Origin of the sequence: Methanobrevibacter sp. (assembly GCF_045126245.1) — an archaeon.
GTDB lineage: Archaea > Methanobacteriota > Methanobacteria > Methanobacteriales > Methanobacteriaceae > Methanocatella.
This window is the reverse complement of sequence record NZ_JBGVOG010000080.1, coordinates 23,608-50,397: the sequence shown is the minus strand read 5'-3', so window position 1 is coordinate 50,397 and position 26,790 is coordinate 23,608. Positions and strand designations below refer to the sequence as shown.

Genomic DNA, 26,790 nt, shown 5'->3' with positions numbered 1-26,790 from the left:
CCAATAGCATTCATCGATAAGTTTCTTTTAAAAACTACTTTTAACCCTTGTAAAGTTACAAAATATTTAAATATAAAACAAATAAACTAATATTAACTACTCTAAAAAGGTGTAATTATGCATGTAAAAGACGTATTGGACGATTTAGGAATCAGAATAAAATTGCCTCAGCACTGGTTTTCAACTGATGTGGGAGAAGAATTTGAAGAACCGAAACTAATTCAAAATGATGGCATTATTAAGATTGAAGCTGAAAGCGGAGATAACACTAAAGTCATCGTGATTGATCCCAATGACGGAATGAGCGTCGTCACATGTTTCAGTGATGAAAAAGTCATCGGTGTCAAATATCTCGAAAATAAGGATGACTTTGAATACATCGGAAAACCCTCTGAGTTATACTTTTAGATACTTTACTGCCACAACACCACTTACCATCCCAATAACAATCCCAACCACAACATCAAACGGGAAATGCATGCCAATGTAGATTCTTGAAAATGGTATCAGGAATGCATAAATGATTGTGCCACATCTTATTAGATTAAAATGTTTGAAATAATCCTTTGCCTTTAAGAACAGCACTGTCATCACGCTCAGTGTTGTTGAACTGTGTCCTGAGGGGAATGAGTTCGGATCAACGGATGATGTTAGGATATTCACATGCTCCAAAACAAGGTATGGCCTAGGTGATGAAAAAAACAATTTTAAACAGGCTGTAATCAAGACACATAGGATAAGTGAGCAGATACACAATTTAACCAATGGGTAATATTTATTCAATCCGAAAACATCTTTGCGGGTGATTAACAGCAACACAATAAAAAGGCAGGCATAAAAGGTAATCCCTCCAAAATCCGACAAATGAGGCATCAAAACATCAAGATGGGGATTGCTCAATCCATTGTTAATGAAATAAAATAATTGTGTATTCAAATCCATAATATAAAATTGCATTTACTGGTTAATACTTATTACCCTGAAAAGTTACAAAATATTTAAATATATTTTAAAATATATCCATCAATATAGATTTAAGGAGGATATCAAGATGGCTGATAAAAAAGCTCCTGCAGATGGTTGGCCAGTAATTAGTGGGGACTATATTGTGGGGGACCCTGAAAGCCCAGTGGCTGTAACAACTCTTGCTTCTCACATTGAAGCTGAATTGAGTGGAGCTGCAATTGCTGGACCATGTAAAACAGAAAACTTAGGAATAGAAAAAGTAGTTGCAAACATTATCTCAAATCCAAACATTCGTTTCTTGATTGTAACAGGTGCTGAAGTACAAGGACACATTACAGGTCAAAGTATTAAGGCATTATATGAAAACGGAGCAGATCCGGATAAAAAGAAAATTATCGGAGCAACCGGAGCTATTCCATTCGTTGAAAATGTTCCTCTCGACGGTATTGAAAGATTCCAGCAACAATTGGAAATCGTCGACTTAATCGATACTGAAGAGATTGGTGCTATTCAATCCAAGATTAATGAATGTGTAGAAAAAGATCCTGGGGCACTTGAGGAAGATCCAATTGTTATGGAAGTTGATGAAGAAGAACAAAAAATGAAAATCGTAAAAAAAGATAAGAAAGATGATAAGAAAGAAGATGAATAAGCTTCTTCTTATTTATTATTTTTTTTTGTTAGTTTTTTATATTCAATCTATTTTTCGAACCCTAAAATCTGACTCTTTAAACTCATGTATTTTTCTCTGTTTTTTAATTAACAATGTCTAAATAATTTAATTATAATATACATCTTTTTAAAAGATTATTCCTTGTTTTAATCGTTTTTGATGTTTTTAAAACTCATCGCCGGAAAGTAAATTCCGTATATTTTATAATTTTTTTTAGAAAAAATTAATATATGATTAAATTAATATATTTAATGGGTTTTTTAGTTGTATTTAGAAAAACCTTTATTGTTATATTAGGAGTAATAAAAAATGAGATGTGTTGGTACTGTAGTACGTGGTATAAGAACACCAATTATTAAAGAAAACGATGATTTAGCAACTATTGTTGTGGATTCATTAATGCAAGCAAAAGAGGCTGAAGGATTCGAATTTAGAGACAAGGATGTTGTTGCAATTACTGAAGCTGTTGTGGGAATCTCAGAAGGTAACTATGTAACTGTAGATGATGTTACTAAAGATTTACAAAACAAGTTTCCATCCAAAAACATCGGAGTTGTAAATCCTATCTTGAGTAGAAACAGATTTTCAATTATCTTAAAAGGTATTGCAAGGGCAATGGACAAAATCACCCTTTTAACATCTTTCCCTGCAGATGAAGTCGGAAACGGTATTTTGGATGAATCTATTTTAGATGCAAGCGAGTACAATTTAGGAAGTGTAATTTCAGAAAGTGAATACGCTGAAACTTTCGGATCATGGAAACATCCTTTCACTGGAATTAACATGATTGATTTTTACCGTGAATTAATCGAAAGTGAAGACTGTGAAGTTGAATTTGTCTTTTCAAATGACGTGAAAACAATCCTTGATTATGTTGATGATGTTTTAACTTGTGACATTCACACAAGATACAAAACCACAAAATTGCTCAAAAGCATGGGGGCTAATGTATATGGCCTGCATGAAGTTTTAACAGAATCCATTGATGGTTCCGGTTGTAACCCAGATTACGGACTCTTAGGTTCCAACAAAGCAACTGAAGAAAGATTAAAATTATTCCCAAAAACCGGAGACAAATTGGTTAAGGAAGTTCAAAAAAGATTAATTGATCTTACAGGCAAACAAATTGAAGTAATGGTTTACGGTGATGGGGCATTCAAAGACCCTGTTGGAAAAATTTGGGAGCTAGCAGATCCAGTTGTTTCACCAGCACATACCGATGGATTAATCGGTTATCCAAATGAAATCAAATTGAAATATGTTTCCGATAATAAATTCGCTGATTTAAAAGGCGATGAATTAAAAGAAGCTATTAAAAATGAAATTAAACAAAAAGATAAAGATTTAACTGGACAAATGATTACTGAAGGAACCACTCCAAGGGTATTGACTGATTTAATCGGTTCATTATGTGATTTGACAAGCGGTTCTGGAGATAAGGGAACACCGGTTATATTTATCCAAGGATACTTTGATAATTTGGCTGATGACTAAATTATCCACTCCATTTTTTTTCAAGAGTTTTGCAGTTTTCCTTCGAAATGCATAAACTCATTTTATTTACTATTTTTTTAAGATTTTTTAGGGTTTTTGCCGTAACTTTCGTGTCCCCAATGCTTTGGCATGTTTTCATATTTGCACTTTTTAAAAAAATACAAACATTTATATATAACCTAATTCATATTATTACTTACATTGGTAAAATTTGCATTTTTTAAAAAATTATTATGTAATTACCGATAAGTTTATATACTAAATTAATCTTAGTATAATTACACAAATGTACTTTTACCAAAAATGTACATATGAAGTATCAAGTATATTTCAAAAAAAGATATCACCATTGTTCACATGTCTTATCTTTTAAGGTGAACATCAATAAAATAATGGGAGAAAACAATTATGAACAACTTAAAAAACAATGAAAACGTTATAAATTGGTCCGAAAAAGTTAAAAACCTTGATGAAAATATCAGAAAAGAAATTGGAATCGAGGGGGAATCTGAAGCAAAGCACATTTTAATCAAAGTGCAAACAAAAGCGGCTGAATGTATCGAGCCTGCATTCATCGTCGCAGAGGATGATACATTCCTTGACCTTTTCGTGTTGTCACCACAAGGGCCTGGAATCACTTCAACTGCCGTTTTGAAATCAAACATTCAAAGTGTTGGGGTTATTGGTGGCGTGTCTGCCGAAAAAATCGATCAAAAGGAAATCCCACAAAACACTGATGTGGAGGACGACTTTGGAGGTTTATACCAATAAACCTTTTTAATTTTTAGGGCCAGCCATGAGAAGAAGAAATTCAACAAGAAAACACAGGGATAATGACTATTATAAAAGGGAGCAACTTTTAAACAAGAAAATAAGGCAGTTTCAAAATGACTATTACAATCTGTCAAACCCTCCTCTTCCAGAGGAGTACCGGCAGATGGATGTGCTTAGAAGGGAAATCAAGTACCTGCTTCGATGCCAGGAATACCAAGTCTGGCAAAAGTCATATAACCGCAAACATGCTTATTTCGACCAATTATCATTATTCAAATCAATGTATATGATGTGGAAAAGATTAACCTTTTTCACATACATTGAAGAATACCACCAAGTGCCGCACCACATAGCTCTTTGGGCTAAAACCATTGGTGCAAATATGGTTCCAAATAGGGTTTTTGGAACCTAATTTTTTATATTTTAAAATATAAAAATTATTATAGGGGCTAAAAATATGGACAAAGTAAAACTTAAAGACATTGCTGATGTATCGTCAGGTCTTTCATATAGAAGATATGTTGATGATGAATCACAATCATTTGATGTTATTGTTCAGAGATCCATTAAGAAAGATGGAATCTTGGAAGATTTTGAAAATATTCGATTAAAACAACCTAAACCACACTACTTTACCAAAAAAGAGGATATTTTGATGAAAATGCCCTACCCCTATGATGTTGTCTGTGTTAGTCAGGAAAATTTGGTTATCAGCGACAGGATTGCAATAATCCGTCTAAATGAAGGTTTTGATGCATCATTTATTACACATTTGCTTACAAATACTCATGTTAAAAAGCAACTCTATGAACTTGGAAGTACTGAAAAAATACCCCACACTTCCATAAAGGAAATCAAAGAGCTGGAGCTGGTCATACCTGATTACGCCACACAGGTCAAATACGGTAAACTGTTAAACACCATTAATGAAAAAATAGCGCAAGATTTGAAACTGGTTGATTATGACAGAAACCTCAAGGAAGGAATATTGAATAAAATTTGGGAGGATTCACAATGAGAAAAACAAAATCCCACAATGAAAATATTCTTAATTATTTGATTAGAAATGGCAGACGTTTAAAATCTTCCAATAATGCCAATTATCTAATGTTATATGCATTTTTATACAAATATTTATCTGATAAACTTAAACACCATCTATTAAACCAGTTTGGTGCTAGCGGGGATGATTTAAGAATTTTTTACATGACTGATGAAGGTAAAGCAGAAATCAGGGAGATTGCTTTAAATGACTTGGGTTATTTCATTGAAAGCTATGATGTATACATTGACCAGTTCATTGGAAACGCATTCATCGATGATTTAATAGATCCAAGATTCCTGCTTGATTTGAAGAAAAATATTGTATTCAGTAAAAATAATCCATGTGAGAAATATTTCAAAACCATTGTTGAGTATGTTGAAAAGCAGACCAGATTCTATCGGATGAGTTATGATGCCGAACAGGAACTGCTTGTCAGCAACTTTTTATTGTATGTTTCAAAGCTCGATATCGAGGAAAGTGAATTGACATTCCGCAAATGTTATGATTTGATTGCATCAGCAAGACAAATCAGATTAATTCGAACTCCAGAATACATTACACAAATTCTTGAAAAAATCATCACCACAGAAAAAGATTCCGCACAAAGTGTATACGACCCATTTATGAGGGATGGGGCTAATTTAATCAGTGTTTCAAATGCACTGGGCTCACTGGTATATGGTAAGGAATCAAATGAGTTATTTTATTTTTATACTTTAATTAAGGCATTCATTTATGAATATGATTTCGATAGAGTATTTTTAAGGCAAGAAGATGCAATCGAGGCAATGTCATTTGATGATGAGCTGTTTGATGTGATTGTGTCAAAAATTCCAAACAGATACTCTAAGGATGTTTATCCAAGACAGAATCTTGAAGCCCCAAATCCGAATAAAAAGGATATAAAAGAGCAAGTGATTTCAAAATATGATCTGTCGGAATTAGTTGAAGATGAAGAATTGCTCAATGCTTTAAGTGTCTTGGAAAAAAAGGTTGAATCTGTTGAAAAAAATAATATTATTCACTTTGATGATGAATATAAACATTTAATTGAAAGTGAGTTTTTATTTGTCATAAATATGATTAACTCACTTAAGGAAGATGGAATAATGGCAATTTCAGTTTCTCAAAACTTCCTGTTTAAAAAGTCATTGACAAAGTTAAGGAAATTTTTGACTTATGAAAATAACTACATTGACACTATCATTTCCCTTCCTGAAGATTTAAGCAGGTCAATTAGGCCTGAAGTTATCATAGTATTTAAAAAGAATAGAAATAGGGATGATATATTATTCATTGACTTTTCAAAGGATTATGATCTTGTCAGACCTAAAAATGTTGTTCCAGGGGTATTTAAGCGTAATTTAATTCTGGATGAAAAAACATTGAATAAAGTCATGGACGTATTCACAAAAAGAAAAACAATCGAAAAATTCTCACAGCTTATCAGTTTAAATGAATTGGGTGAAAACGATTTCAATTTAACCGTTTCAAGATATGTTGATACTTATGAGGGAATATTCGTTAATCTTAAGGATTTAAAGAAAGATAAGCATGAGATTGATGAGAAAATGGATGAATTGAATAAAAAAATAGATAAGATGATGGCTGAGCTGGATATCAGATTATAGTGCGTATCCAACTTGCATTTGTTCATTCATGTCATCCGGAATGCTGTCCTCCATTTTATTGAAATATGAAAAGTGAAGTATTTCATCATCATATGTATAGAGGCTTCCAAGACCGTCATCATTTTCAAATTCAAATTTGACTTCCATGCCCTCACTTTCTTTTTTGTCAAATGCAAGGTAATTCGCATCATCTATAAAGCTTTTAATTTCATCAACATTAATGCTGAATGTTGTATTTTCAACTTTATTGTCAATTAAATAGCTTCTTAAAACTTTTTTATGGTATTCTTTATAGATCTGAGGATTATAAAATATTTCAAAACCTTTTATCTCACCATTTTGAATAATCAAAACGCCACATTGCCCATCCACTATTTCAAAGGCCTTTAAAAATGCGTTATGGTCAACTTTAAGGTTATCGTAGCTTTCAGACATCGCGCTTGTAGGGGATTTAAATGAATTTTCTTCTTCAAGACAACTTATTGAATTCCATATTGCACTTTGAGTATTTCCGTTGCCTCTGCTAGCATATTCTTTCACACGACGGGTCTTAAAGTTTGCAATATAATCTGATTGCCTGAATTCGCTTGTATGTTTCCACCTGCCGTGTTCTGTGCAGCTCACTGAAATTGATTGTGTTGTTTTTGGAGCTATCAGCAATGTGTTGTTCACGATACGGTTTTGTTTTGCCCCAAGAATTTCCTCGCCGTCAATTAGAATCAGTGGTGTAACTGCATTGTTTGTAACCATAATTGTGTTTACTGTACTCTTTTCACATTCCTTAACTTCAACAAGGCCCAGTTCCAAACCTTTTTTAAGTGTTAAAATATCTAGTTTATATGAAATTTTGCTCTTTAATGGGATTACGGCCATATTTTCATGAACTTGTGGATTCAAAACCTCCATATCAAATCCAATATCTTTATCTTCAAGTATCATTTCAATCACTTAAATAATGAACGTCACTTTCAGGATTTTCAATTTCTTTTAGGTATTCATCCATGGTTAGTATTTTAGCTATTGCCTCACTTTTTGTGAGAAACTTAACTTCTGCAAAATATCCATCTTCAATTTTATCGTATACTCTTCCTGCACTCATGCACCCTTTAACAACGGTATTCACGCTGTTTGCAACGAATCCTACTCTACCAAAATATCTCATTTCACATGCTATCGCTTCGTTGTCGTATGTATTGGCTGTATCTTTGGTCAGTTTCATTATTTTCCCGGTTTTAAATGGTTTTACGCCATGAAACATTGAAAATGCATTTATTGTGATAAAAATATCTTTTTCGCTCCAATCTATAATTTCCATGTTATCACCTTGTGTATATTTTATGTTAGAGAGTATTTAAATTTTTCATTTAAGTGTCTTGTAAAATAAATTCAAAAATAACAAAAATTTAGTAGATTATAATCTACTAACTTTAATTAAAGATTCGACAGGAATTTCCTCAATTTCGGAAAGGCCTGCTTTATCAATCAACACAGTAACGCAGATTGGTTCTCCGCCTAAATCCTTTACTGTGTGAATGACTTCGCGAGCTGTTTTCCCGCTGGTAATGACATCATCTACAATTACGACTTTTTTGCCTTCAACGGTTCCGAAGTTGGTACTTATTGTACCCTCGTCGGAGGTTTCGTCACTATCTTTCCTATGTTTGTTTGGGTGGAAAATAGCGAGTGAAGTTTCAAAACCTGTCATGTCCTCTAATACATCAGCCATCATGGTTGCAAATGGCACTCCACTAACTGCAATTCCGCAGACAACTTCTGCTTCTCCATATGTTAATGTCATGTCACTTAATGCACTGGAAACATATCTTAAACGTGCTGAGTTGCCTCCAATACTTTTCCAGTTAATAGCAAAGTCAGTTGGAGCATCGGTTTTTTCTTCAGTTGGCTTTTGCAATGTTAACCATCTTGCAGTATCCATACTCACATTAAGTTCATCTGCAATTTCACCAGTAGTAAAACCGTGCTGTCTAAGTTCTTGAGCCTTTTGGATTAATTTTTCTTTCACTTATCTCACCTATTCAAGTTCATCTAAACTAATTGGTCTATGTTCTTTAGAGGATTTGTTAGCTGCAATAACCATTTTAAGAGCTTTAAGTCCATCTTCACCAGTTATTTCAGGTTCTTTTTCTTCAACAACTGAATTGAGGAATGATTTTAATTCACCTTTTAAAGGTTCGTCATGTTTAATTTGAATATCCTGAGCAAATTTTCCGTAAACTTCAATGCTTTGTTGGATATAATCTACAGAAATAATTCCAGCAGTTCCGGTTAGTTCCAATTCTCTCCTTTTATATGGAGTTAACCAGTTCACTTCGATAATTCCAGTAGATTCGTTATCGAAACTTACCATGATTTCCGCATGATCTTCAAATTCGCTGTCATCAAAACTGCTGTTCATTGTACCGTAAACTTGAGTAATTTCTTCTTCAAATAAGTAGTTCATAATATCTAAATCGTGAATTGCAAGGTCGATTGAAACGCCAACATCTTTTATTCTTGGTGGAAGCGGTCCTACCCTTTTTGCAAAAGCGGAAACGATATCACCGATAACTCCATCATCAATAAGCTCTTTAGCCTTTTGAACTGCCGGATTGAATCTTTCCACGTGTCCTGTTGCAAGGAGAACTCCTGCTTCTTTTGCAGCAGCAATCATTTCTTCAGCTTCATTTAATGTAAATGCGATTGGCTTTTCAACTAAGACATGTTTTTTATGTTTGATGGCCTCCATCACAACGGCGTGGTGAAATGTGGTCGGCACACATACGCTTACAGCTTCAATATCAGGGTCATTGAGCAAATCATCATATTCCGTAAAACCTTTGGCGCCATATTTTTTCTCAATTTTTTTAAGTGCTCTTTCACTTACATCTGAAACAGCAATCAAGTTAGCTTCTTCCATTTTATGGTATACACGAACATGGTTTTCACCCATTGCACCTACACCAATTACTCCTACGTTTACAGTTCTCAATTTAATTCCTCCGTTTAGACATAATCTCCGAAAAGTTTTCCAATTTGCCTACCCAATTCAACAGCATTCCTAATAGAACCCTTTTCGGTTTGCTCTTTAAGGATTTCTCCTTCTTTTGTTAATAAGATTGAATATATACTAAATTCTTTATCGTTCATCCGTGCTATGGCTCCGATTGGCCATTGACAACCAATACCCAGCTCTTCAAGCACTTTTTTTTCTGCAAATACTTCTTGCATGGATATATAATGATTCAATTTTGCAATTCTGTCCTTTTTATCATAATCTTTACGGGTGATGATAGCTAATGCGCCTTGGCCTGCTGGCGGAGTAATGTAATCTAGTGGAAATACTTCTTTGATGTATTTGGTTAGATTTAATCTCTTAAGTCCTGCTTCAGCCATTATTGTTGCATCTAAATCACTATTTAGGGCTTTATCAATTCTGGTTTCAATATTTCCCCGAATTGGTTGCAAACTAAAGTCTTTTTCATGGAGATTACAAAAAGCTTCTCTTCTAAGACTACTGGTTCCAAGCTTAGAGCCTGGCCCTAACTCTTCCCAAGTTTTATTTGATATGAGGACTTCATTAGGAGATTCACGTTTTGGAACTGCAACAATTTCTAAATCTTCATCAAGTTCGCTAGGCAAATCTTTAAAACTATGTACAGTAAAATCAACTTCCTCTTCAAGCAGTGCAATATCCAGTTCCTTTGTAAAAAGACCTTTTGAATCCATATTGTAAAGTTGGGAGGTGGTGATTTTATCTCCTTTAGTTTTAATAATTTCTGTTTCAATTGCTTCGCCAGTTAGTTTTGACAAGTCTCTACAGACCTGTTTTGTCTGAGCGAGTGCTAATTGACTTCCGCGAGTTCCAACAATCATTATTTAAATCTCCGAATTTTTCTTTCTAAGAAAAATTAATTATTACTGGAAATGACTTTCCAGTTTTACATTGTTAATTTTTATTGCTATTAATTATTAAATGTTTCAATTTTTAGCCAAAAAATCAGTTTAAATCATCTTTGTGAAACTTTGCTATAATTGGACCTATAAATAAAAAGAAGGTTTTTATTATCTTTTAAAGCCATATCATAAACTTGATTGTAGTTTTTTAGATATGGGACTTTTTTAGACATTTTATTTAAAATTGAATAGCCCACATCACCAGTAAGAATGATATTACATTCAATTTCATCCAAATACTTTGAAACCTTGTCTTCATCAATTTCTTCACAGGTAATTCCATAATCCCCACCAACTGAAATGTAGTATTCGTCAATATTTTCTATCATTTCAATAGATTGCCTGATTGCTTCGGTATTGATTCCAGGATTGATTTCTTCAATCACAATCAAATTGCCGTTACTTCTTTTGTTGGTTCTTCCAGTAATTCCTTTAAAATTAGCCAGTCCTTTGATAATTTTAGCATGGTTTATATCTAATGATAAAGCAGTCAAAACAACTCCCAATACATTTAAAACATGGTGGGGGCCGGGTGCAAATGTCTTAATAGAAATCTTCCCATTCAAACTTTTTCCTGAAATTGTTTTGACGTCCCTGTATTTGATATCAATTTCAGTTAGATCAATTGAATAATTAATATTTTCTGTATATAGATTAGAAGTGTCATCAGTTAGCGAAAATGAGTTAATTTTGGGATGGTCAACATTGGAATAGTATTTATCAAGACTTTCCTTATCACATACTACAACTGGGCATCTGAATACTTGTTTTTTTGCCTCGGCGGCGGTACTTTTATTTTTCGCAATCGGATAATTTTCAACAACATTTGTTAAAAGGCCAACATCACCAACACCGCTAACCCCTAGTGAAGATTCAAATATGGCTGATGAGTACTTTCGGAGATTCGGACTTTTCACTGTTCCATCAGCAATCTGGCAAATCGGATTTGCGATTTTATATGCCAAATCAATTGTTTCCTTTATGTTTGCAGGGGTAATTGAAATGTCCTTTTTCAGGATGAATTCCTTATCATTTTCATATAGCCGAGCACCAAGACTTGACAATATTAGGGGGTTTTCATCAAGCAGGATTTCTTTTAGCATAAAGACGCAGCTTGTTTTACCCTTAACTCCGGTTACCTCAATTTTTAAAATGTCTTCGCCCCAGCCTTTTAGAATCTCTCCGATGGCCTGGTGGTGTGTTAAAAAAGTATACTTTAAATCGCGGTTGAATTCTATGATTTCATCTTCGGTCAATGGGCAGTGGATGGGGGATATGACGGTAATGTCTCCCTTAAGGTTTGCCAGGTAATCTAAATCTATAATCTGTATATCATATATTCCCATCATTTCGCGGTCAATGGGACTTAAAGTATTGTAAATGTCATATGCATATACTATTTTGCCTTCTTTAGCAAGGCTGATGGCTATTTTAACTCCGCCATGGGTCAAATCAATTACAAGGTAATGCATCTTAGCACCGATTATTGTTTATTCCGCCTTCGCTAAGCTTATCCTTAACTTTTTTGTAGAAGTATTTGGTGGATGTTCGGATTAGGTAAACGTTTTTGTGGGATTTCTTAAACTTGATTTCCTCTTCATATTCGGCTTCTTCGTTTCTCTGACCATCCATTACAAACACAGCACTTTTACCTTTTTTAAGCAGTTTCACTGTTATTTCACTGTTGTCGGATACGATGAAAGGTCTTGCACCAAGCTTATAAGGACAAATTGGGATTATAATGAATCCTCCAACTTTAGGATCAACAATTGGTCCTCCAGCAGACATCGCATAGGCTGTTGAACCGCTTGGTGTTGAAACGATCAATCCGTCAGCCCTTACCTCTTCAATTGTCTCTCCATCCACTTTTATTTGGAAGTGAAGCATTTTTGCAGGTTTTTCGGTCATTATCACTACTTCATTCATTGCAGAGTAATGGTTGTTTTCGTGGGATACGACAAGTTTTGTTCTTTTTTCCTTGTAGTAATCTCCTTTCAGAACGTCATCAAGAGCGATAAATGTGTCTCTTGCTTCTATTTCTGTTAAAAATCCAACAGTACCCATGTTTATTCCAAAAATCGGAATCTCAGGTTTAAGTTTGGATTGTGCTCTAAGCAAGGTTCCGTCTCCACCTAAAACTATTACCATGTCGCAGTCAAAATCAAGAATTCCGCAGGAAATCTGTTTGTAGTCGATTTTGAAGTTGATGTTGTCCAGCAAATGGGCAATGTCGGGGTATTGCTTTTTGGTTCTTTCAATGATTTTATCCAGATTTGGATTGGTCTTCATTTCTTCAAGTTTTTTGGCAAGCCTTTTTTCGATTATGACTTCACGGCCGTTTGTGAGCAGATAATCGATGATTTTTGCTGAAAACAGTATTGGGCGGTCCTGATCAATTCTGCTTGCAATTCCTATTTTCCCAATAAAATCAGTTTGATTATCGTTTAGGATATCAATCATTTGCTTGTGGAGGATTTTATTGTTTGCTGCAACAACTATAACTTTTTCATGGATGCTCAATTTGCTGTTCAGTTTTTCTCCGTATTTGTCGGTGATAATTCCTCCGGCTTCTTCAAGGATTAATTTTGATGCTGCAATATCCAGTATTCGACTTCCCCTAAGGTCAAGGAATGCATCATATCTTCCGCTTGCAACATAAGATAGCTCCAAAACCACACTTCCAAGCACTCTCATTCTTCTTGCATTGTCAACCAGTTGGGAAGCTGCAGATGTTCCGCTTTTGGTAAATCCTCCAAGGGTCATGTTGCTGATGTTGATGTTTGTGCTTGGATGGACTTCCTCATTGTTTAGCCAACAGCCTTTTCCCTTTTCAGCTTCGAAGAAGTTACCGTTTGCAAAGTTGCTGATAAAACCCAGTTCAACATCATTCAAAGTAGCTAATCTGCCATCCGGAACGTTTGCAACAGCTATTGAAATGCCGAAAGCAGGAATTTCCTTAACCGCATTGCTTGTTCCATCAATCGGATCAACTAAAAATATGAATTTTGGCTTGTCTTCATCTTCTATATCATCACGTCTTAACTCGTGGGTTAAACTAATGCTTTTTTTAGTTCCCTTTCCCAGTTTCAATTCTCCGATTTCTTCACTTACAATATATGAAAGTACTGGGGCATTCTTTAAGATATTTATGACTTTTTCTTCTGCAATAATGTCAATTAATGATGTTGGTGTCCCGTCTGCTCCCATTTTTACCTTTTCGCCCGATTCGGGTTTTCCAACATAAGGCCGTATGGCACGGCTTACCTCTTTAATGATTTCATAAGAAAGGTCAGTTGCAATTTTTTTATCCTGAGCATCCATTTTTATCCCTCAATTATTTCATCTTCCAGATAAACTACCGATGCAACAACAGATGCAATGTTTTTGACTGTTGTTGTAGCTGATTTGATGATTAAATCTTTTATATCAACATTACGTTTATCCATCATGTATTTAACCATATCCTGAGCTTCAATAATTAGTTCACTTTCCTTTTTGTTGATTCCAGTTGTTTCAACTACACAACCTAATTCATCTCCGATAGCTACTGCTATGACTGCGGTTATTATGTCTCCGGGTGTATCTGATGTAACTTCTGATAAAACACAGTTGACCATAGAGCCTGCTTTAAGTTTGGGCAATTCGTCAATCTCTGCATTTCCTGCAAGCATGCTGGATACTTTAATTAAGTTTACATCGCCAATTCCCGCATTGCTTAAAGCATTATCGAAAGCATTTAATTTTGTTGGGCCTTCATCTTTTCCACTGACAATAGCTATTTTCATTTTATCACTTACTTTAATTTTTAGTTTTTCTATCTAATAAAATATTTTAATTATGAAATCCAAATGTTAATTTAGGTGTACCTAATGATTTTTAATAAATATTTATCAATTGTTCTGTCGGCATGTCTGTTCATGCTGCTGATGCTTTTAACCTCATCAGTTGCAGTGGTCTTTTTTAATGGAGGTTCCATTCCATTTATTGGCATTGCATTCGTCGTGATTTATTATTTTATTTCTCGTGCATTCTATAACTATTTAAGAAATGATGAGGAGTATAAAAACACCAGAAAAACATCCAGCGACAGGCCGAATGAAAGCTATATTACTAAAGGGCAAAGCGATTCAAAAAAGGTCTTTTTGGTTGTTTGGGTTTTGCTAATCCTATTTCTCTCGGCGGTTTCCCTCTGGCTGTATTCAATTAATAACGGTTTGGTCTAATTTTTTCAAATTTTCTAAAATAAACGAATACTTTATATAAAATAGAAGATATAGTTTATATTAATCTAATAATATTCCTTATTATAAGATTATAAAAAACCGGTTTTTAATTATGGAGGAAAATTAATGTCAACAAAAGTTGTAGAGATTAAAACTTTAAAAGTAGGAAAATATATTGTTTTAGGCGGAGAAGCTTGTAAGATTATCAGTTATACTACTTCATCTCCTGGTAAACACGGAGCTGCTAAAGCAAGAATTGAAGCAGTCGGTGTATTCGATAACCAAAAAAGAAGTCTTGTTAAACCAGTAGATAACAAAGTAGATATTCCAATCATTGACAAAAGATTAGGACAAGTTATATCTATCCAAGGTAGCAATGTTCAAATTATGGATATGGAAAACTATGATACCATCGACTTACCAATGCCAGATGACTTGAAAGATGACATCGTTGAAGGTATTGAAGTTGAATACATTGTTGCTTTAGGAAACATGAAAATAATGAGAACTAGAGGATCTGCTTAAGTTCTCTACTTATTTTCCTTTTTTAGAAAAATTATGCTTTTAAATACATACGAACCATGGAAATTCGCATTTTCACAGGAAAGTGAAAATATCGAAGGAAATTCATATGGAATTATCGGAGTTCCATTTGACAGCACTACTTCTTATCATTCCGGATCACGTTTGGGACCAGTTGTTGTTCGCGAAGCATCATTTGGTTTTGAAAAATACAATACTGTTTTTAATAAAGACTTAACAACTATTTTTTATGATTTTGGTGATGTAAATATCGTTCCAGGAAACTGTGAAAAGACCTGTAAAATCGTTGAGGATACAGTCAATGAGCTTTTAACATTAAATCTAAAGCCAATCATAATCGGAGGCGAACATTCAGCCTCAATTGGGGCCATCAAGGCACTGAGCGAAAAATATGATAAAATAACTGTAATACACTTGGACGCTCACAGGGATCTTGCATTCGAATTCATCGGAGAGAAATACTCACATGCGACAGTAATGAGGAGGGCGCATGAAACTGGTGTGGATTTGGTTCAAATAGGAATTAGGTCATCATCCCTTGATGAGGAGGAGTTCATAAAATCAACATTCAATATTCAAACATTCAAAAATAGGGATGTTCACAGGCACATGGATGCAATCGAGTATTATTTGACAAACATCGAAGGGCCAATTTACATTTCAATAGATATGGATGTTTTCAATCCGGCTATTGCGCCTAATGTTGGAAATCCAACTCCTGGGGGGTTATTTGTGCATGACATTGAAACAATCCTTGAAACGTTATGCCGCAAAAATGTCGTGGGTTTGGATGTTGTGGAGACCGCCAGCAAGGAATTGGGAGACCCTACAGCTGTTGTTGCGGCCAAAATAATTTATGACTTTTTAACTCTAGTCGAATAATTTAATTGGATATTATGAACATCAAAGCGCCATTGATTATGGAATCAGTTTTCATTTTGATTGCGGGTATTGTTTATTTTATAACTGGAAATGACTTTTTCATTTTCAATTTTCTGTTTATAGGGACTGCAATTGCAATGGGTATTTTTCTGATAGGTAATGGTCATGAATATGGTCGTAATTTGATAATGCTTGTTGTCGGATCATATTTGCTGTTTTACGTAAGCATTTTAGGGCATGAAAGTCTGTCACTTTCGGGCTTTTGGTATTATCTCTTTTTAGGTGTTTTTGAAGCTGCAGTAATTCACTTTTTGATTGCCAAAATTGCCGGACCGTTTCTCTTTGGAAGGGGATGGTGCGGATATGCATGTTGGACAGCAATGATATTTGATTTGCTGCCTTACAAGACCCCAAATCATGAAAGAAAAAACTGGGGTTACTTTAGATATGTTCTGTTTGTGGCAATCCTTTGTTTTGTAGTTTTACTGTTCATATTCAAAATGAATAACTTGGATGAAATAATATTCTACACATTCCTTGCCGGAAATATCCTGTATTACATTGTAGGGGTTGCATTGGCATATCATTTAAAGGACAATCGTGCATTCTGCAAATATGTTTGTCCAATAACTGTATTTTTTAAATTCACCAGTTACTTCTCACTTTTAAGAGTTACTGTTAACAACGATAAATGCAATGTATGTGGAAAATGCATCAAAAACTGTCCAATGGATGTGGACATGCTAAATAATTCCAGAAAAAGGGAAAATGGAACTGAATGCATCTTATGTTTGAGATGTATTCATGATTGTCCAAACAACGCGTTAAAACTTTAACTTTTTCGTTATTATAATCTTTTCAGTTCATGATTAATCATGAAAAATTATCGATAATATTATAACACTAATTTTACATAAATATTTATATCGGAATTATTACGTTTTTCTGATGAGGTGTTATATGTTGGACAATTTTTTCAAATTTAAGGAAAATGGAACTGATTTCAAAACTGAAATCATTGCAGGTATCACCACATTTCTTGCTATGGCTTACATTTTAGGTGTAAACCCTGTCATCTTGGCGGATGGGGGAATGCCTGCTACCGGAGTATTATTCGCAACAGCTGTTGCTTCCGGTATAGCTTGTATAATTATGGGGCTAGTTGCTAAGTATCCAGTCGGATTAGCTCCAGGTATGGGACTAAATGCATTGTTTACATATACTATTATATTGACAATGGGAAACACTTGGGAAACTGCACTTGCAGCAGTATTCATTTCAAGCATAATCTTTTTAATTATTACTATTTCTGGTTTAAGGGAAGCTATTTTAAATGCAATTCCTCTTGATTTAAAACTCGGTATCGGTGCTGCTATCGGATTTTTCCTTGCATTCTTAGGATTGAAAGGTGCAGGCATTATTGTAGCTGATCCATCAACTTTCGTTACCATGGGTAACCTTATGGCCGCTCCGGCACTTCTTGCATTGATAGGTATTGTAATTACCTTGATTTTATATGTAAGGGAATTCCCTGCTGCAGTATTTGTCGGATTGGTTGTTACAGCTATAGTGGGTATAATATTTACTGCATTAGGATTCGGTGCGGGTGACATGTTGATGCCTTCTGTTCCGGCACAATTCATCACTACCAGTTTTGATTTATCCTTATTCGGAGGATTTGTACGTGGATTCGGACAGTTATTTACTAATATTCCAAACTTGATTATGATGCTGTTCTCACTTGTATTCGTTACATTCTTTGATACAACAGGAACTTTGATGGCATTAGGTAGACAATGCGGATTCATCGATGAAAAAGGTCAGGCTGTAGGTATTGAAAACGCATTTTTAGCAGATGCTGTTGCAGGTATTATTGGTGCAATATTCGGTACAAGTACAGTTACTGCATATGTAGAAAGTGCAACAGGTATTGGTTTAGGCGGTAAAACAGGTTTAACAGCTATTGTCACCGGTATTTTATTCATATTATCAATATTCTTCACTCCGTTGATATTGGCATTGTTCACTTCTCCGGTTACATGTGCCGCATTAGTGATTGTAGGTATTTTAATGATTGTGCAATTGAAAGAAGTTCAATGGGACAGTTTAGTCGTTGCAGCTTCCGTATTCATGACAATTATTATGATGCTTTTAACATACTCCATTTCTTTAGGTATTGCATGGGGATTCGTTGTTTATGCAATCGCAAGTCTTGCTGCTAATAAAGATAAATTAAGTTGGGGTATGTGGATACTTGTAATAGTATTTATAATATACCTGTTCTTCGGACTTTAAACTCACAGATGTGAGTTTAATTTTTTCTTTTTTTTTAAAATTAGTCGTTATAATCTTTTTCAACTTTATCCAAGTAGTATTTGCCTTTATCGGTGATGCTGTAGAATCTGTATCTTTTGTCATTTTCATTAAGACATTCCACAAGTTCGGCTTCCTTTAGGGTCTTTAAGTATTTGGATACATGATTGCTGTTATCGTGAATGTCTTTACTGATTTTTGAAGGTATCTTATCTTCATTTTCAAGTGATTTCAAAACGTTGATTCTCTTTTTTGACCTTGCAAGTAATGAAATTATGCTCATGTCATCCTTTTTATTCATGATTTTAGTTATAAACTTTAGCTATTTTATGGATATGTATATGATATTAGCATGCTAATAGCAATGTTTATATTATGTGTGTAACATAATTAGGTATACACATGAGGTGGAGTTCATGAACAAAAAGGTTATTTTAATTTTGATGATTATATTGGCTTTAACTTCCATAATGGCTGTAACTTCCTTTAAATCCAATCAGGATTTCGACGGATTGTTTACAATGGACATTCCTGCAGGCCAACATTTTACGGATGTGGCATATTGCCTTCCAAATGGGGCATTGGGTTGTTCAAGGGAATATTTGGATGATAATACTGGTTGTGAACTGGAACAGGATGACATCATGATTTTTTATTATAATGATTCTTATCTGGTGGAAGGGGAATCAAATGCATGGCAGCATGCAGTCAATGACCTTACAACATCTTATTTTTACCAAGTAGTTCAGGATGATGGAAATTCATTGGTTTTAACTAATGACCTTGGCATGAAAGTGATGCCTCCATATCTTGTAGGCGTTAAAAATGATGATGGAAGCAAAGCTGTTTTTGTTGGTGGACACCATCTTGATGATTTGAAAAGATATGCAGATTCTGTTGAATTTAAATAGGTGATAAAATGGATATTGGTGAAATCTTTGAAAATTTTGGATTGGGCTTGGGAATTGTCATTTCAATAATCATACTGATTATTGTAATTTCTACTCTTAGGTACGTTCTTCCTATTTTTATTGGATTGATTGGCTATATTTTTGGTATAATATTTATTATAGCTGCTATTGGTCTTGTAATTTATTTAATTGGAAAATTTGCTAAAGATTTCATTAAATAGTGTTAAGGTGATTAAATGTTAGTGCGTAATTTGGATTTTTTATCTATACCAAAAGAGTTCGCTAAAGTTGAAGTTGATATTTATGACGGAAAATCAATCGCTTTAGTTTACATTGAAAATAAGGGATATTCCTTAGTTTTAAAAGAAGGCGAAGAAATCGATTCAGTATTCCTGCTAAAAACTGATATTCTTCCAAATAATGTTAATGGTCATTCAGACAGGGAAGATTTCATTAATGTAATTAAAATGTTATTGGATAAGGTTTACAGCGTTTCAGATATTAAGGAATATGAAAAGCAGCACCAGGAACATGTGTTCCTAAGATTGATGGATATGCTAAACGAGGGAAATGGCATTGAAATGATTTCAGAGGAGAATTCTAAAACCTATACAGACATTGAAAAGGGGTTCATGAAATTGGAAATTGATATTATGGACAATAAGATCAATGCCTTGAATTCATCCATATCTGATGTATCCAATAATCTTCAAAGCACTGTAAATGACATTGAAGAAAAGGATTGGGGAAATAGGATTAGAAAAACAATTAATCAACAGTAGGTGATTGAATGGTTAAATGTAGTAACTGTGGAGCGGAAGTTGTTGGATCTGACTTTTGCTTTAACTGTGGTGAGAAAGTAGAAAAATATGAAAGCAATTCGGATGTCTGTCCAAAATGCGGAACCAAAAACTCCAAAAACACAAATTTCTGTGTTGAATGTGGCCACAAATTGGATAGTGGGGCATCTGTCTCATTCAGGCAGCAGGAATGGAATGCTAGGCGTGATGAAGTTCTTGCCAGATATGATAAGCTTGCAGAGGAATTTGGAATTAAGGATGAAGATTATTTCCTGACCAGTGTTGAACGTTTCAACATGTTGGAAAAATCATCATCAAAACACAAAACAATTAATAAATGGGTTTCAGGTTATAATCCGGGTAATTTCATAGGTAATGAAACTCAAATTGATGGATTTTTCTTAATCAAAGAAAATAAATTTGTTTTCATGGAAATTGATAACAGGGACTTTAAAAAAGTCAATGCGGGTATAAATAATTTTTATTTTGATAAAATTGTTTCAATGAGGGTCACTAAAAGATTAGGTGATGAAAGCCGATATGAGGATATTACAAAAAGGGCTTGGACATCTCCGCATGATATCAGAAGGGATATCCAAAATAAAATAGCTTCTCTTAAAGCAACAAGATTTAAGGATATGGTTGCCAACAATGACAGTGCGGACATGTTTGATAGGCTATTGATAAAATTGGTTGATAACACCTCTTATGAAATCAGACTTCCAAGTTATGAATTCGGTCAAAATTTAGTGGATTTATATGAGGCTTTAAGAGATAAACCTCAAACTGTGGTTATTGAAAACCAATCTGGCGAGCCGACTAAAGCTCAACAAATTAAAGAATACCAAGAATTACTCGAAAGCGGTGCAATAACCCAGGAAGAGTTTGATCAACTCAAGAAAGATTTATTATTCGGTTAATTGGTGTAAAATATGGCTAAATGTAATCGTTGTGGAATTGATATAACCGGTGATTGGAACATCTGTCCAAATTGTGGAAACGATTTAACCGGTGCTGCTGAATCGCCGGAACCGCAATCCGGTGATAATATAACATGCAGTAATTGCGGTGCAACTTTAAAAGAAGATGCCGCATTTTGTGATAAATGCGGAAATAAAGTGGATGAGGCTAACGAAGTTCCAAAATGTGAAGGCTGCGGGTCTGAAATTCCGGAAAATGTTTTATTTTGTCCGACTTGCGGCGCTAAAATAGAACAGAAACAGCCTGAGATAAATAAGGAATGTCCTAATTGTGGATTTATAGTGAATCAGGGCACCACATTCTGTCCGGAATGTGGCTCTAATATATTCACTGGAGAAAAAACCAAAGAAATGATTCAGTCATCTGATTCTGATAAAGGTTTTGTGGATAAAATCAATTTAAACACAATCTTAAAACCGACAGTAATCACGTTAATAGTCTCTATTATATTGTCCTCATTAGGATTGCTGATTGGATTTTCATGGGTTTCATTTATCATAGCAATTATTATCAGCGTCGGATTTTTCGCGGGACTTGTCGATAATGAAGCCAATGCAATTGTGATGGGTGCAATTGTGGGTTTAATATTGGGAATATTGGAAAATCCATTGGTTGAATTTTGGTATGGTTCCTTTGTAGCAGGACTTTATGAATGGTTTTTTGGCGGCCAGATTCTATTGTTGATTATTTTGGGAATAATCTGCGCTTATGTTTCAAATGTCTATTTAAAAAAGAATATTCGGGAAATTGCAGGTAATTTCGCATCCTGGTTATAATCTTTTTTTTAGGATTGGCCAATCAGGACTTCAACTTATTTTTTTCTTTTTTTCAACCATAACAATCATTAAATATCACCAAAACATATATTTATAATATTAACTAATTGGAGCATTAATATTATGGATAAAAGAATTATAGAGCTTTCAGGCCATATTATCGACTCATTGACATTGACTAAAACAATGGGCATAATTATGGACAAAGGTGGGGAATTTGATATATTGGAAATCGATGTTGGACGCAAAAAATCCGATGTAAGTCATGCAAAAATTGAAGTTCAAGCAGATTCTCCCGAATTGTTAGAGTCCATTTTAGATGAACTGTCTGTTCTAGGTGCATCAATCGATGAGATTAAGGAAGTTAATCTTGTGGCGGCATCTAAAGATAAAGTTGCTCCTGAAGGTTTTTATTCATCATCCAATCACACCACTCATATTTTTTACAAAGGCAACTGGATTCCTGTTGAAGAAATTGAAATGGACTGTTTGGTTGTCGTTGACGAAGAGCAAAATAGGGCTTTTGTAAAGCCAATAGCAGATATTAAAGTGGGCGATAAAATAGTTGTTGGCCTTGATGGTGTTAAGGTAACACCTCCTCACAGGTCAAGAGATGAACAGCAGGTATTTGAATTCATGAACAGTGAGGTATCCTCTGAAAAGCCATTAATGAATCTAATCAATGGTATTGCAAAAGAAATGAGGGAAATCAAAGCTAAAGGGGGAAAAATCGGTATAGTCGGAGGTCCTGCTATTGTGCACACAGGTTCTGGAAAATACTTGGCCTCTTTAGTTAAAGACGGTTACATAGATGTTATTATGGCCGGAAACGCTTTAGCAACTCATGACATTGAGTCAAATCTCTTTGGTACCTCTTTGGGTATTGAGGTGGAAACCGGAAAAATTGTTGCACATGGTCACACTCACCATATGAGGGCAATCAATAGAATCAACCGTTCAGGCTCAATAAGGGAGGCAGTTGAGGATGGAACCTTAACAGGAGGAATAATGTATGAGTGTATCAAAAACGATGTTCCATTTGTTCTTGCCGGATCTATTCGTGATGATGGGCCTCTTCCGGATGTCATAACTGATGTAGTTGAAGCTCAAAAGCTAATGAGAAAATACGCACAGGAAGTGGATATGGTTATCATGATTGCAACAATGCTCCATTCCATTGCAACCGGAAACCTGCTCCCTTCAAGAGTTAAAAGTATCTGTGTAGACATCAACCCATCTACAGTTACAAAATTGTCCGATAGGGGAAGTGCACAGGTAGTAGGTATTGTTACAGATATTGGAACATTCCTGCCACTTCTGTATAATGCATTGCAGGAGGAGTAAAAATGGAATTCACAGCTTATATGTTGGATGTTTTAACTGAAGCTATTTATCCGGTTAGAATGGTTGTTGAAGATGGAATCTTCAAGGAGATTGAGTTAATTTTTCTAGAGGAGGATACGGTAATAGATGTTGAAGGTGTTATTCTTCCAGGTTTGATTGATTCGCATATCCACATTGAGAGCAGTATGGTGACTCCACAGCAGTTTGCTAAGATTGCGGTTCGCCATGGTACCACTTCTGTTGTCTGTGATCCGCACGAAATAGCAAATGTTGGTGGAATTGATGCTATTGAATTCATGATAGATAATGCATCTAAAGTTCCATTCAATTTTTATTTTACAGCACCTTCTTGTGTACCTGCAACTCCTTTTGAGACATCGGGTGCAGTTTTAGACCATAACGATATAGAATTTTTGCTCAAAAAAGATGAGATGGTTGCGCTTGGTGAAATGATGAATTATCCTGGTGTCATCAACGGTGATGAGGAAGTTCTAAAAAAATTGGAAGTTGCAAGGCAATCCGGAAAACCTATTGACGGTCATGCTCCTCTGTTAAATGGGGAAAAATTAGATTTATATGTAGCACAAGGTATATCAACTGAACATGAATGCAGTTATTTCTCTGAAGCTATGGACAAAACACTTAAAGGCATGAAAATTATGGCTCGTGATGGGTCATCTGCTAAAAATATGGAGGCTCTATTGGATATTCCGACTAAGATTGACATATTGAGAAACCAAAAAATATTTGGTTTGGTGCCTATGGAGGTAATCTGGAGAAGATTGCCAACTCCGATATTTGAATTTATTGTAAGTGATGACAAACATCCTAACGATTTGATTGAAGGCCACCTTGACAAATCCCTTGAAAAGGCAGTTAGGATAGGAATCGATGTTATGAAAGCCATTCAGCTTGTTACAATCAATCCTGCAAATCACTATGGAATTAATGGAGGGGCAATTGTAGTTGGAGCTAAAGCTGATTTTATAATTGTCGACAATTTATATGACTTCAATGTATTGAAGACCTACATCGATGGGGAATGCGTTTTTGATGGTGAGAATGTTTTGTTTGATGTGGAGGAAGTTTCACCTAAAAATTCAATCAATGCTTCCAAAAAGACAGCTGAAGACTTTGAAATATCATTTGAAGGGGATGATTGTGAAGTTAATGTCATCAAATGTTTCAATGGTGAACTTTTAACTGAAAAGAAAACAGCTAAACTGAAATGCATAGATGGTAAAGTCCAGGCAGATACTTCTCAGGATGTATTGAAAATAGCGGTGGTTGAAAGATACGGTGGTAATAATGTATCAAATGCATTTATCACTGGATTTAATCTTAAGAATGGAGCTATTGCATCCTCTGTAGCTCATGATTCACATAATATTGTTGTAATCGGATGCGATTCTGAAATGATGGCTAAAGCAGCCAATATAGTTATTGATAATATGGGCGGACTTGCTATTGTCGGTGATGACTTCGAAGAGTCACTTTCTCTTCCGATTGCTGGTTTGATGAGTAATGAAGATGTTTATGAAGTTTCCGACAAACTTGAAAAATTGCATAAAAGGGCAATTGGGCTGGGCTGTGACCTAGACTCACCATTCATGACAATGGCTTTCATGTCCCTATTGGTAATTCCTTCTATTAAACTATCTGATAAGGGATTGTTTGATGGTGATGCATTTGAATTTATGGATGTTATAAGAGATTAGGGTTCATATCCCCTTTTTTCCAATTCTTTTTTTATTTCTCCCATTGCAATTTTATCCTGCTTATAACCTACTTTATTTACAATACGGCTGCATTCTCTAAATCTGGTTAAATAATATTCTTTTTGAGGCTCATCAACCAAATCAAAACGTGAAAAATTCGCTAAGGTTTCTATAACGCAACCGAAACTTCTATTGAATGCATTGGTAGGTTTGTTGATGACCAATTCGATTACTTTTGATTTTATAACTATGGCTTCGCCTTTCTTTTTGATTGGATCACTTTGTTTGACGGCCTCTTTTAAGCTGATTACTTCACATTTAAAATAGGCGTCAGCACATTTCAGGGTATTGTCTTCATTGAAATAACTTTCAGGCAAATTTCCAAATGTTGATTTTAGGAATAATTCGGGGTCATGTGTGATGTTGACTACAAACTCCTTTTGGGCGATAATGTTTTCCAGTGTGTGGCTTCCTTTGAAAATGCGGTTTAAAATAATGTCCTTTCCGGCACACAATACTCCAATGGGTGCGGCATTTTGAAGATTTTCACAATCATTTGTAGTAATGATTGTTTCATACTGTTTTCCTTTTTCCATTCCTATTAAACTTAAATCAACTTCCATAGTTATCATTATTTTTATTTAATTAAAAAACATTTTTATATATGTTTTAACAACATATTAATATTGTTAATTAATTTTTAAGGAGTTTAGCAAATGAAATACAAAATGTATGATGAGATGATGGAGCAACCTGAATCCCTTACGAAAACTTTTCATAGTGAGCTATCCACAATGGATGAAGTTTCAGAATTAGTCGCTGATGCGGATAAAGTTTATCTGATTGGTTGCGGCAGTTCAATTTCAACTTGTTACAGTGTTAGGGATGCTATAAGGATGTCTTCCACCAACATTGACTTGGAAGTTTACACAGGTTATGAATTTTTCTATAATAAGAAACTACAAAAAGATGAGAATACAATAGCTATCTTCACTTCTCAATCTGGTGAAACAGCTGACACTTTGGCATCACTCAGAAGGGCAAATGAATATGGCATTCATACTGTTTCCATTTCAAATGAACCTGAAAGTTCAATGATTAAAGAAGCTAAAACTCCGATTACAACCCGGTGTGAGACAGAAACGGCCATTTTAGGTACAAAAACCTATATCACTCAACTGGCATGTTTATATCAGATTTTATTTAAGGCATCAGATTATGAAAACAAAACTGAATTATTGGCTCAGTTGTCTGAAATGCCGAAAATATTGGAGAAATTGTTGCTCTTGACTGAAGGTGAAAACAAAGCTTTGGCTGAAGAGTTTAAAGATGAAGACATTTTCTACTGTCTGGGCAGTGGTCCTAACTTCGGGCTTGCTTATAAATTGGCCATGACAATGCTTATGGAAGGGGCAGTCAAACACGCTTGTCCGGAATATTCTGCCGAATTTAGGCATGGTCTGATTGAAAGGGCTGAGAAGGATGTTCCAATAATATTCTTAAAATCCGATTTTGAATCTGATGAAATAACCCAAAAGGCCGTTGAATTTTCTGAAAACTTGGAGTTGAAATCAATAATATATAATCTGGAAGATTACGCTGATGTGGATAAGCTGTTGTCACCGTTCATATTGGTAATTCCGCTAGAATGGTTTGTATATTATTTGGCTCACTTCAACGGTGAAGATCCTGGTGCAACAAGACACATTGGAAAAGTCAGATATTAAAAATTTATTATTTTTTTTAAAAAAAGAAAAATAAA

Annotated in this window: 30 protein-coding genes and 1 pseudogene; 20 read left to right on the top strand and 11 right to left on the bottom strand. The window is 34.7% G+C overall.

Annotation, left to right across the window (positions count from 1 at the left end; all coding sequences use genetic code 11):
- Positions 1–117 precede the first annotated feature (117 nt).
- Positions 118–408: a hypothetical protein gene (locus ACJMLZ_RS06320; protein ID WP_405304640.1), complete on the top strand. Its 291-nt coding sequence runs from the start codon at positions 118–120 to the stop codon at positions 406–408.
- Here ACJMLZ_RS06320 and ACJMLZ_RS06315 read toward each other — a convergent pair.
- Positions 397–942, bottom strand: coding sequence for a phosphatase PAP2 family protein (locus ACJMLZ_RS06315; RefSeq protein ID WP_405304638.1), 546 nt, complete (start codon positions 940–942; stop codon positions 397–399). The genes ACJMLZ_RS06320 and ACJMLZ_RS06315 overlap by 12 nt on opposite strands.
- A gap of 109 nt (positions 943–1,051) precedes the next feature.
- Between ACJMLZ_RS06315 and mtrA the strand changes: the two are divergent.
- The 6 genes and pseudogenes from mtrA to ACJMLZ_RS06285 all read left to right on the top strand — a co-directional run.
- A pseudogene (mtrA, locus tag ACJMLZ_RS06310) lies at positions 1,052–1,582 on the top strand (tetrahydromethanopterin S-methyltransferase subunit A); the annotation flags it as partial.
- A gap of 366 nt (positions 1,583–1,948) precedes the next feature.
- Positions 1,949–3,133: a coenzyme F420-0:L-glutamate ligase gene (locus tag ACJMLZ_RS06305; RefSeq protein ID WP_405304636.1), complete on the top strand. Its 1,185-nt coding sequence runs from the start codon at positions 1,949–1,951 to the stop codon at positions 3,131–3,133.
- Positions 3,134–3,541: 408 nt separating this feature from the next.
- On the top strand, positions 3,542–3,904 hold the full coding sequence (locus ACJMLZ_RS06300; RefSeq protein WP_405304634.1) for a hypothetical protein: 363 nt from the start codon (positions 3,542–3,544) through the stop codon (positions 3,902–3,904).
- A 25-nt stretch (positions 3,905–3,929) separates the two neighbouring features.
- Positions 3,930–4,319: a hypothetical protein gene (locus ACJMLZ_RS06295; RefSeq protein ID WP_405304632.1), complete on the top strand. Its 390-nt coding sequence runs from the start codon at positions 3,930–3,932 to the stop codon at positions 4,317–4,319.
- Between the two features lie 45 nt (positions 4,320–4,364).
- On the top strand, positions 4,365–4,925 hold the full coding sequence (locus ACJMLZ_RS06290; protein WP_405304630.1) for a hypothetical protein: 561 nt from the start codon (positions 4,365–4,367) through the stop codon (positions 4,923–4,925).
- Positions 4,922–6,583, top strand: a complete 1,662-nt coding sequence (locus ACJMLZ_RS06285) for an N-6 DNA methylase (protein ID WP_405304628.1) — start codon at positions 4,922–4,924, stop codon at positions 6,581–6,583. The genes ACJMLZ_RS06290 and ACJMLZ_RS06285 overlap by 4 nt, the downstream gene beginning before the upstream one ends.
- Here ACJMLZ_RS06285 and ACJMLZ_RS06280 read toward each other — a convergent pair.
- From ACJMLZ_RS06280 to ACJMLZ_RS06245, 8 genes are all read right to left on the bottom strand, one after another.
- On the bottom strand, positions 6,578–7,522 hold the full coding sequence (locus ACJMLZ_RS06280; protein ID WP_405304626.1) for an ARPP-1 family domain-containing protein: 945 nt from the start codon (positions 7,520–7,522) through the stop codon (positions 6,578–6,580). The two genes, ACJMLZ_RS06285 and ACJMLZ_RS06280, sit on opposite strands and share 6 nt — an antisense overlap.
- Before the next feature lies 1 nt (position 7,523).
- Positions 7,524–7,898, bottom strand: coding sequence for a hypothetical protein (locus ACJMLZ_RS06275; protein WP_405304624.1), 375 nt, complete (start codon positions 7,896–7,898; stop codon positions 7,524–7,526).
- Positions 7,899–7,994: 96 nt separating this feature from the next.
- Entirely contained in the window at positions 7,995–8,606 is a 612-nt protein-coding gene (locus ACJMLZ_RS06270; RefSeq protein ID WP_405304622.1) for an orotate phosphoribosyltransferase-like protein, read from the bottom strand.
- Positions 8,607–8,615: 9 nt separating this feature from the next.
- Complete coding sequence (locus ACJMLZ_RS06265; RefSeq protein WP_405304620.1) at positions 8,616–9,572, bottom strand: Gfo/Idh/MocA family oxidoreductase; 957 nt, start codon at positions 9,570–9,572, stop codon at positions 8,616–8,618.
- A 14-nt stretch (positions 9,573–9,586) separates the two neighbouring features.
- Positions 9,587–10,456: a hydroxymethylbilane synthase gene (gene hemC / locus ACJMLZ_RS06260; protein ID WP_405304618.1), complete on the bottom strand. Its 870-nt coding sequence runs from the start codon at positions 10,454–10,456 to the stop codon at positions 9,587–9,589.
- Between the two features lie 134 nt (positions 10,457–10,590).
- A complete protein-coding gene (gene cfbE / locus ACJMLZ_RS06255) occupies positions 10,591–12,009 on the bottom strand; it encodes a coenzyme F430 synthase (protein WP_405304616.1) in 1,419 nt (472 codons plus the stop codon).
- Position 12,010: 1 nt separating this feature from the next.
- Positions 12,011–13,858: a bifunctional NADP phosphatase/NAD kinase gene (locus tag ACJMLZ_RS06250; RefSeq protein WP_405304614.1), complete on the bottom strand. Its 1,848-nt coding sequence runs from the start codon at positions 13,856–13,858 to the stop codon at positions 12,011–12,013.
- A 2-nt stretch (positions 13,859–13,860) separates the two neighbouring features.
- On the bottom strand, positions 13,861–14,322 hold the full coding sequence (locus tag ACJMLZ_RS06245) for a pyruvoyl-dependent arginine decarboxylase (RefSeq protein WP_405304612.1): 462 nt from the start codon (positions 14,320–14,322) through the stop codon (positions 13,861–13,863).
- 84 nt (positions 14,323–14,406) lie between these two features.
- Here ACJMLZ_RS06245 and ACJMLZ_RS06240 point away from each other — a divergent pair, with 84 nt between their 5' ends.
- The 5 genes from ACJMLZ_RS06240 (at position 14,407) to ACJMLZ_RS06220 (ending at position 18,480) form a co-directional block, all read left to right on the top strand.
- A complete protein-coding gene (locus ACJMLZ_RS06240; protein WP_405304610.1) occupies positions 14,407–14,760 on the top strand; it encodes a hypothetical protein in 354 nt (117 codons plus the stop codon).
- Positions 14,761–14,886: 126 nt separating this feature from the next.
- Entirely contained in the window at positions 14,887–15,285 is a 399-nt protein-coding gene (locus tag ACJMLZ_RS06235; protein ID WP_292818201.1) for a translation initiation factor IF-5A, read from the top strand.
- Between the two features lie 33 nt (positions 15,286–15,318).
- Positions 15,319–16,185 (top strand): agmatinase, encoded by an 867-nt coding sequence (gene speB / locus ACJMLZ_RS06230; protein WP_405304608.1) that lies wholly within the window; start codon positions 15,319–15,321, stop codon positions 16,183–16,185.
- 14 nt (positions 16,186–16,199) lie between these two features.
- Positions 16,200–17,021, top strand: a complete 822-nt coding sequence (locus ACJMLZ_RS06225) for a 4Fe-4S binding protein (protein WP_405304606.1) — start codon at positions 16,200–16,202, stop codon at positions 17,019–17,021.
- A gap of 124 nt (positions 17,022–17,145) precedes the next feature.
- Complete coding sequence (locus ACJMLZ_RS06220) at positions 17,146–18,480, top strand: NCS2 family permease (RefSeq protein WP_405304604.1); 1,335 nt, start codon at positions 17,146–17,148, stop codon at positions 18,478–18,480.
- Between the two features lie 40 nt (positions 18,481–18,520).
- On the opposite strand, the gene ACJMLZ_RS06215 is transcribed toward ACJMLZ_RS06220, so the two are convergent.
- Positions 18,521–18,799 (bottom strand): winged helix DNA-binding protein, encoded by a 279-nt coding sequence (locus ACJMLZ_RS06215; protein ID WP_405304603.1) that lies wholly within the window; start codon positions 18,797–18,799, stop codon positions 18,521–18,523.
- Positions 18,800–18,914: 115 nt separating this feature from the next.
- Between ACJMLZ_RS06215 and ACJMLZ_RS06210 the strand changes: the two genes are divergently transcribed.
- From ACJMLZ_RS06210 to ade, 7 genes are all read left to right on the top strand, one after another.
- The gene (locus ACJMLZ_RS06210; protein ID WP_405304601.1) at positions 18,915–19,409 is read left to right on the top strand and encodes a hypothetical protein; all 495 of its coding nucleotides are present in this window, start codon (positions 18,915–18,917) and stop codon (positions 19,407–19,409) included.
- 8 nt (positions 19,410–19,417) lie between these two features.
- Positions 19,418–19,630 carry a hypothetical protein gene (locus tag ACJMLZ_RS06205; RefSeq protein ID WP_405304599.1) on the top strand — a complete coding sequence of 71 codons (213 nt, stop codon included), beginning with the start codon at positions 19,418–19,420 and terminating at the stop codon, positions 19,628–19,630.
- Between the two features lie 15 nt (positions 19,631–19,645).
- The gene (locus tag ACJMLZ_RS06200; RefSeq protein WP_405304597.1) at positions 19,646–20,191 is read left to right on the top strand and encodes a hypothetical protein; all 546 of its coding nucleotides are present in this window, start codon (positions 19,646–19,648) and stop codon (positions 20,189–20,191) included.
- Between the two features lie 8 nt (positions 20,192–20,199).
- Entirely contained in the window at positions 20,200–21,129 is a 930-nt protein-coding gene (locus ACJMLZ_RS06195; RefSeq protein WP_405304595.1) for a zinc-ribbon domain-containing protein, read from the top strand.
- Between the two features lie 12 nt (positions 21,130–21,141).
- Entirely contained in the window at positions 21,142–21,966 is an 825-nt protein-coding gene (locus tag ACJMLZ_RS06190; protein ID WP_405304594.1) for a zinc-ribbon domain-containing protein, read from the top strand.
- A 123-nt stretch (positions 21,967–22,089) separates the two neighbouring features.
- Entirely contained in the window at positions 22,090–23,310 is a 1,221-nt protein-coding gene (locus ACJMLZ_RS06185) for a TIGR00300 family protein (RefSeq protein WP_405304592.1), read from the top strand.
- A gap of 2 nt (positions 23,311–23,312) precedes the next feature.
- A complete protein-coding gene (ade, locus tag ACJMLZ_RS06180; RefSeq protein ID WP_405304590.1) occupies positions 23,313–25,028 on the top strand; it encodes an adenine deaminase in 1,716 nt (571 codons plus the stop codon).
- Here the strand turns inward: ade and ACJMLZ_RS06175 are convergent.
- Positions 25,025–25,651: a DUF447 domain-containing protein gene (locus tag ACJMLZ_RS06175; RefSeq protein WP_405304588.1), complete on the bottom strand. Its 627-nt coding sequence runs from the start codon at positions 25,649–25,651 to the stop codon at positions 25,025–25,027. The two genes, ade and ACJMLZ_RS06175, sit on opposite strands and share 4 nt — an antisense overlap.
- Positions 25,652–25,744: 93 nt before the next feature.
- On the opposite strand from ACJMLZ_RS06175, the gene ACJMLZ_RS06170 reads away from it, so the two are divergent.
- Complete coding sequence (locus ACJMLZ_RS06170; protein ID WP_405304586.1) at positions 25,745–26,755, top strand: SIS domain-containing protein; 1,011 nt, start codon at positions 25,745–25,747, stop codon at positions 26,753–26,755.
- Positions 26,756–26,790 lie beyond the last annotated feature (35 nt).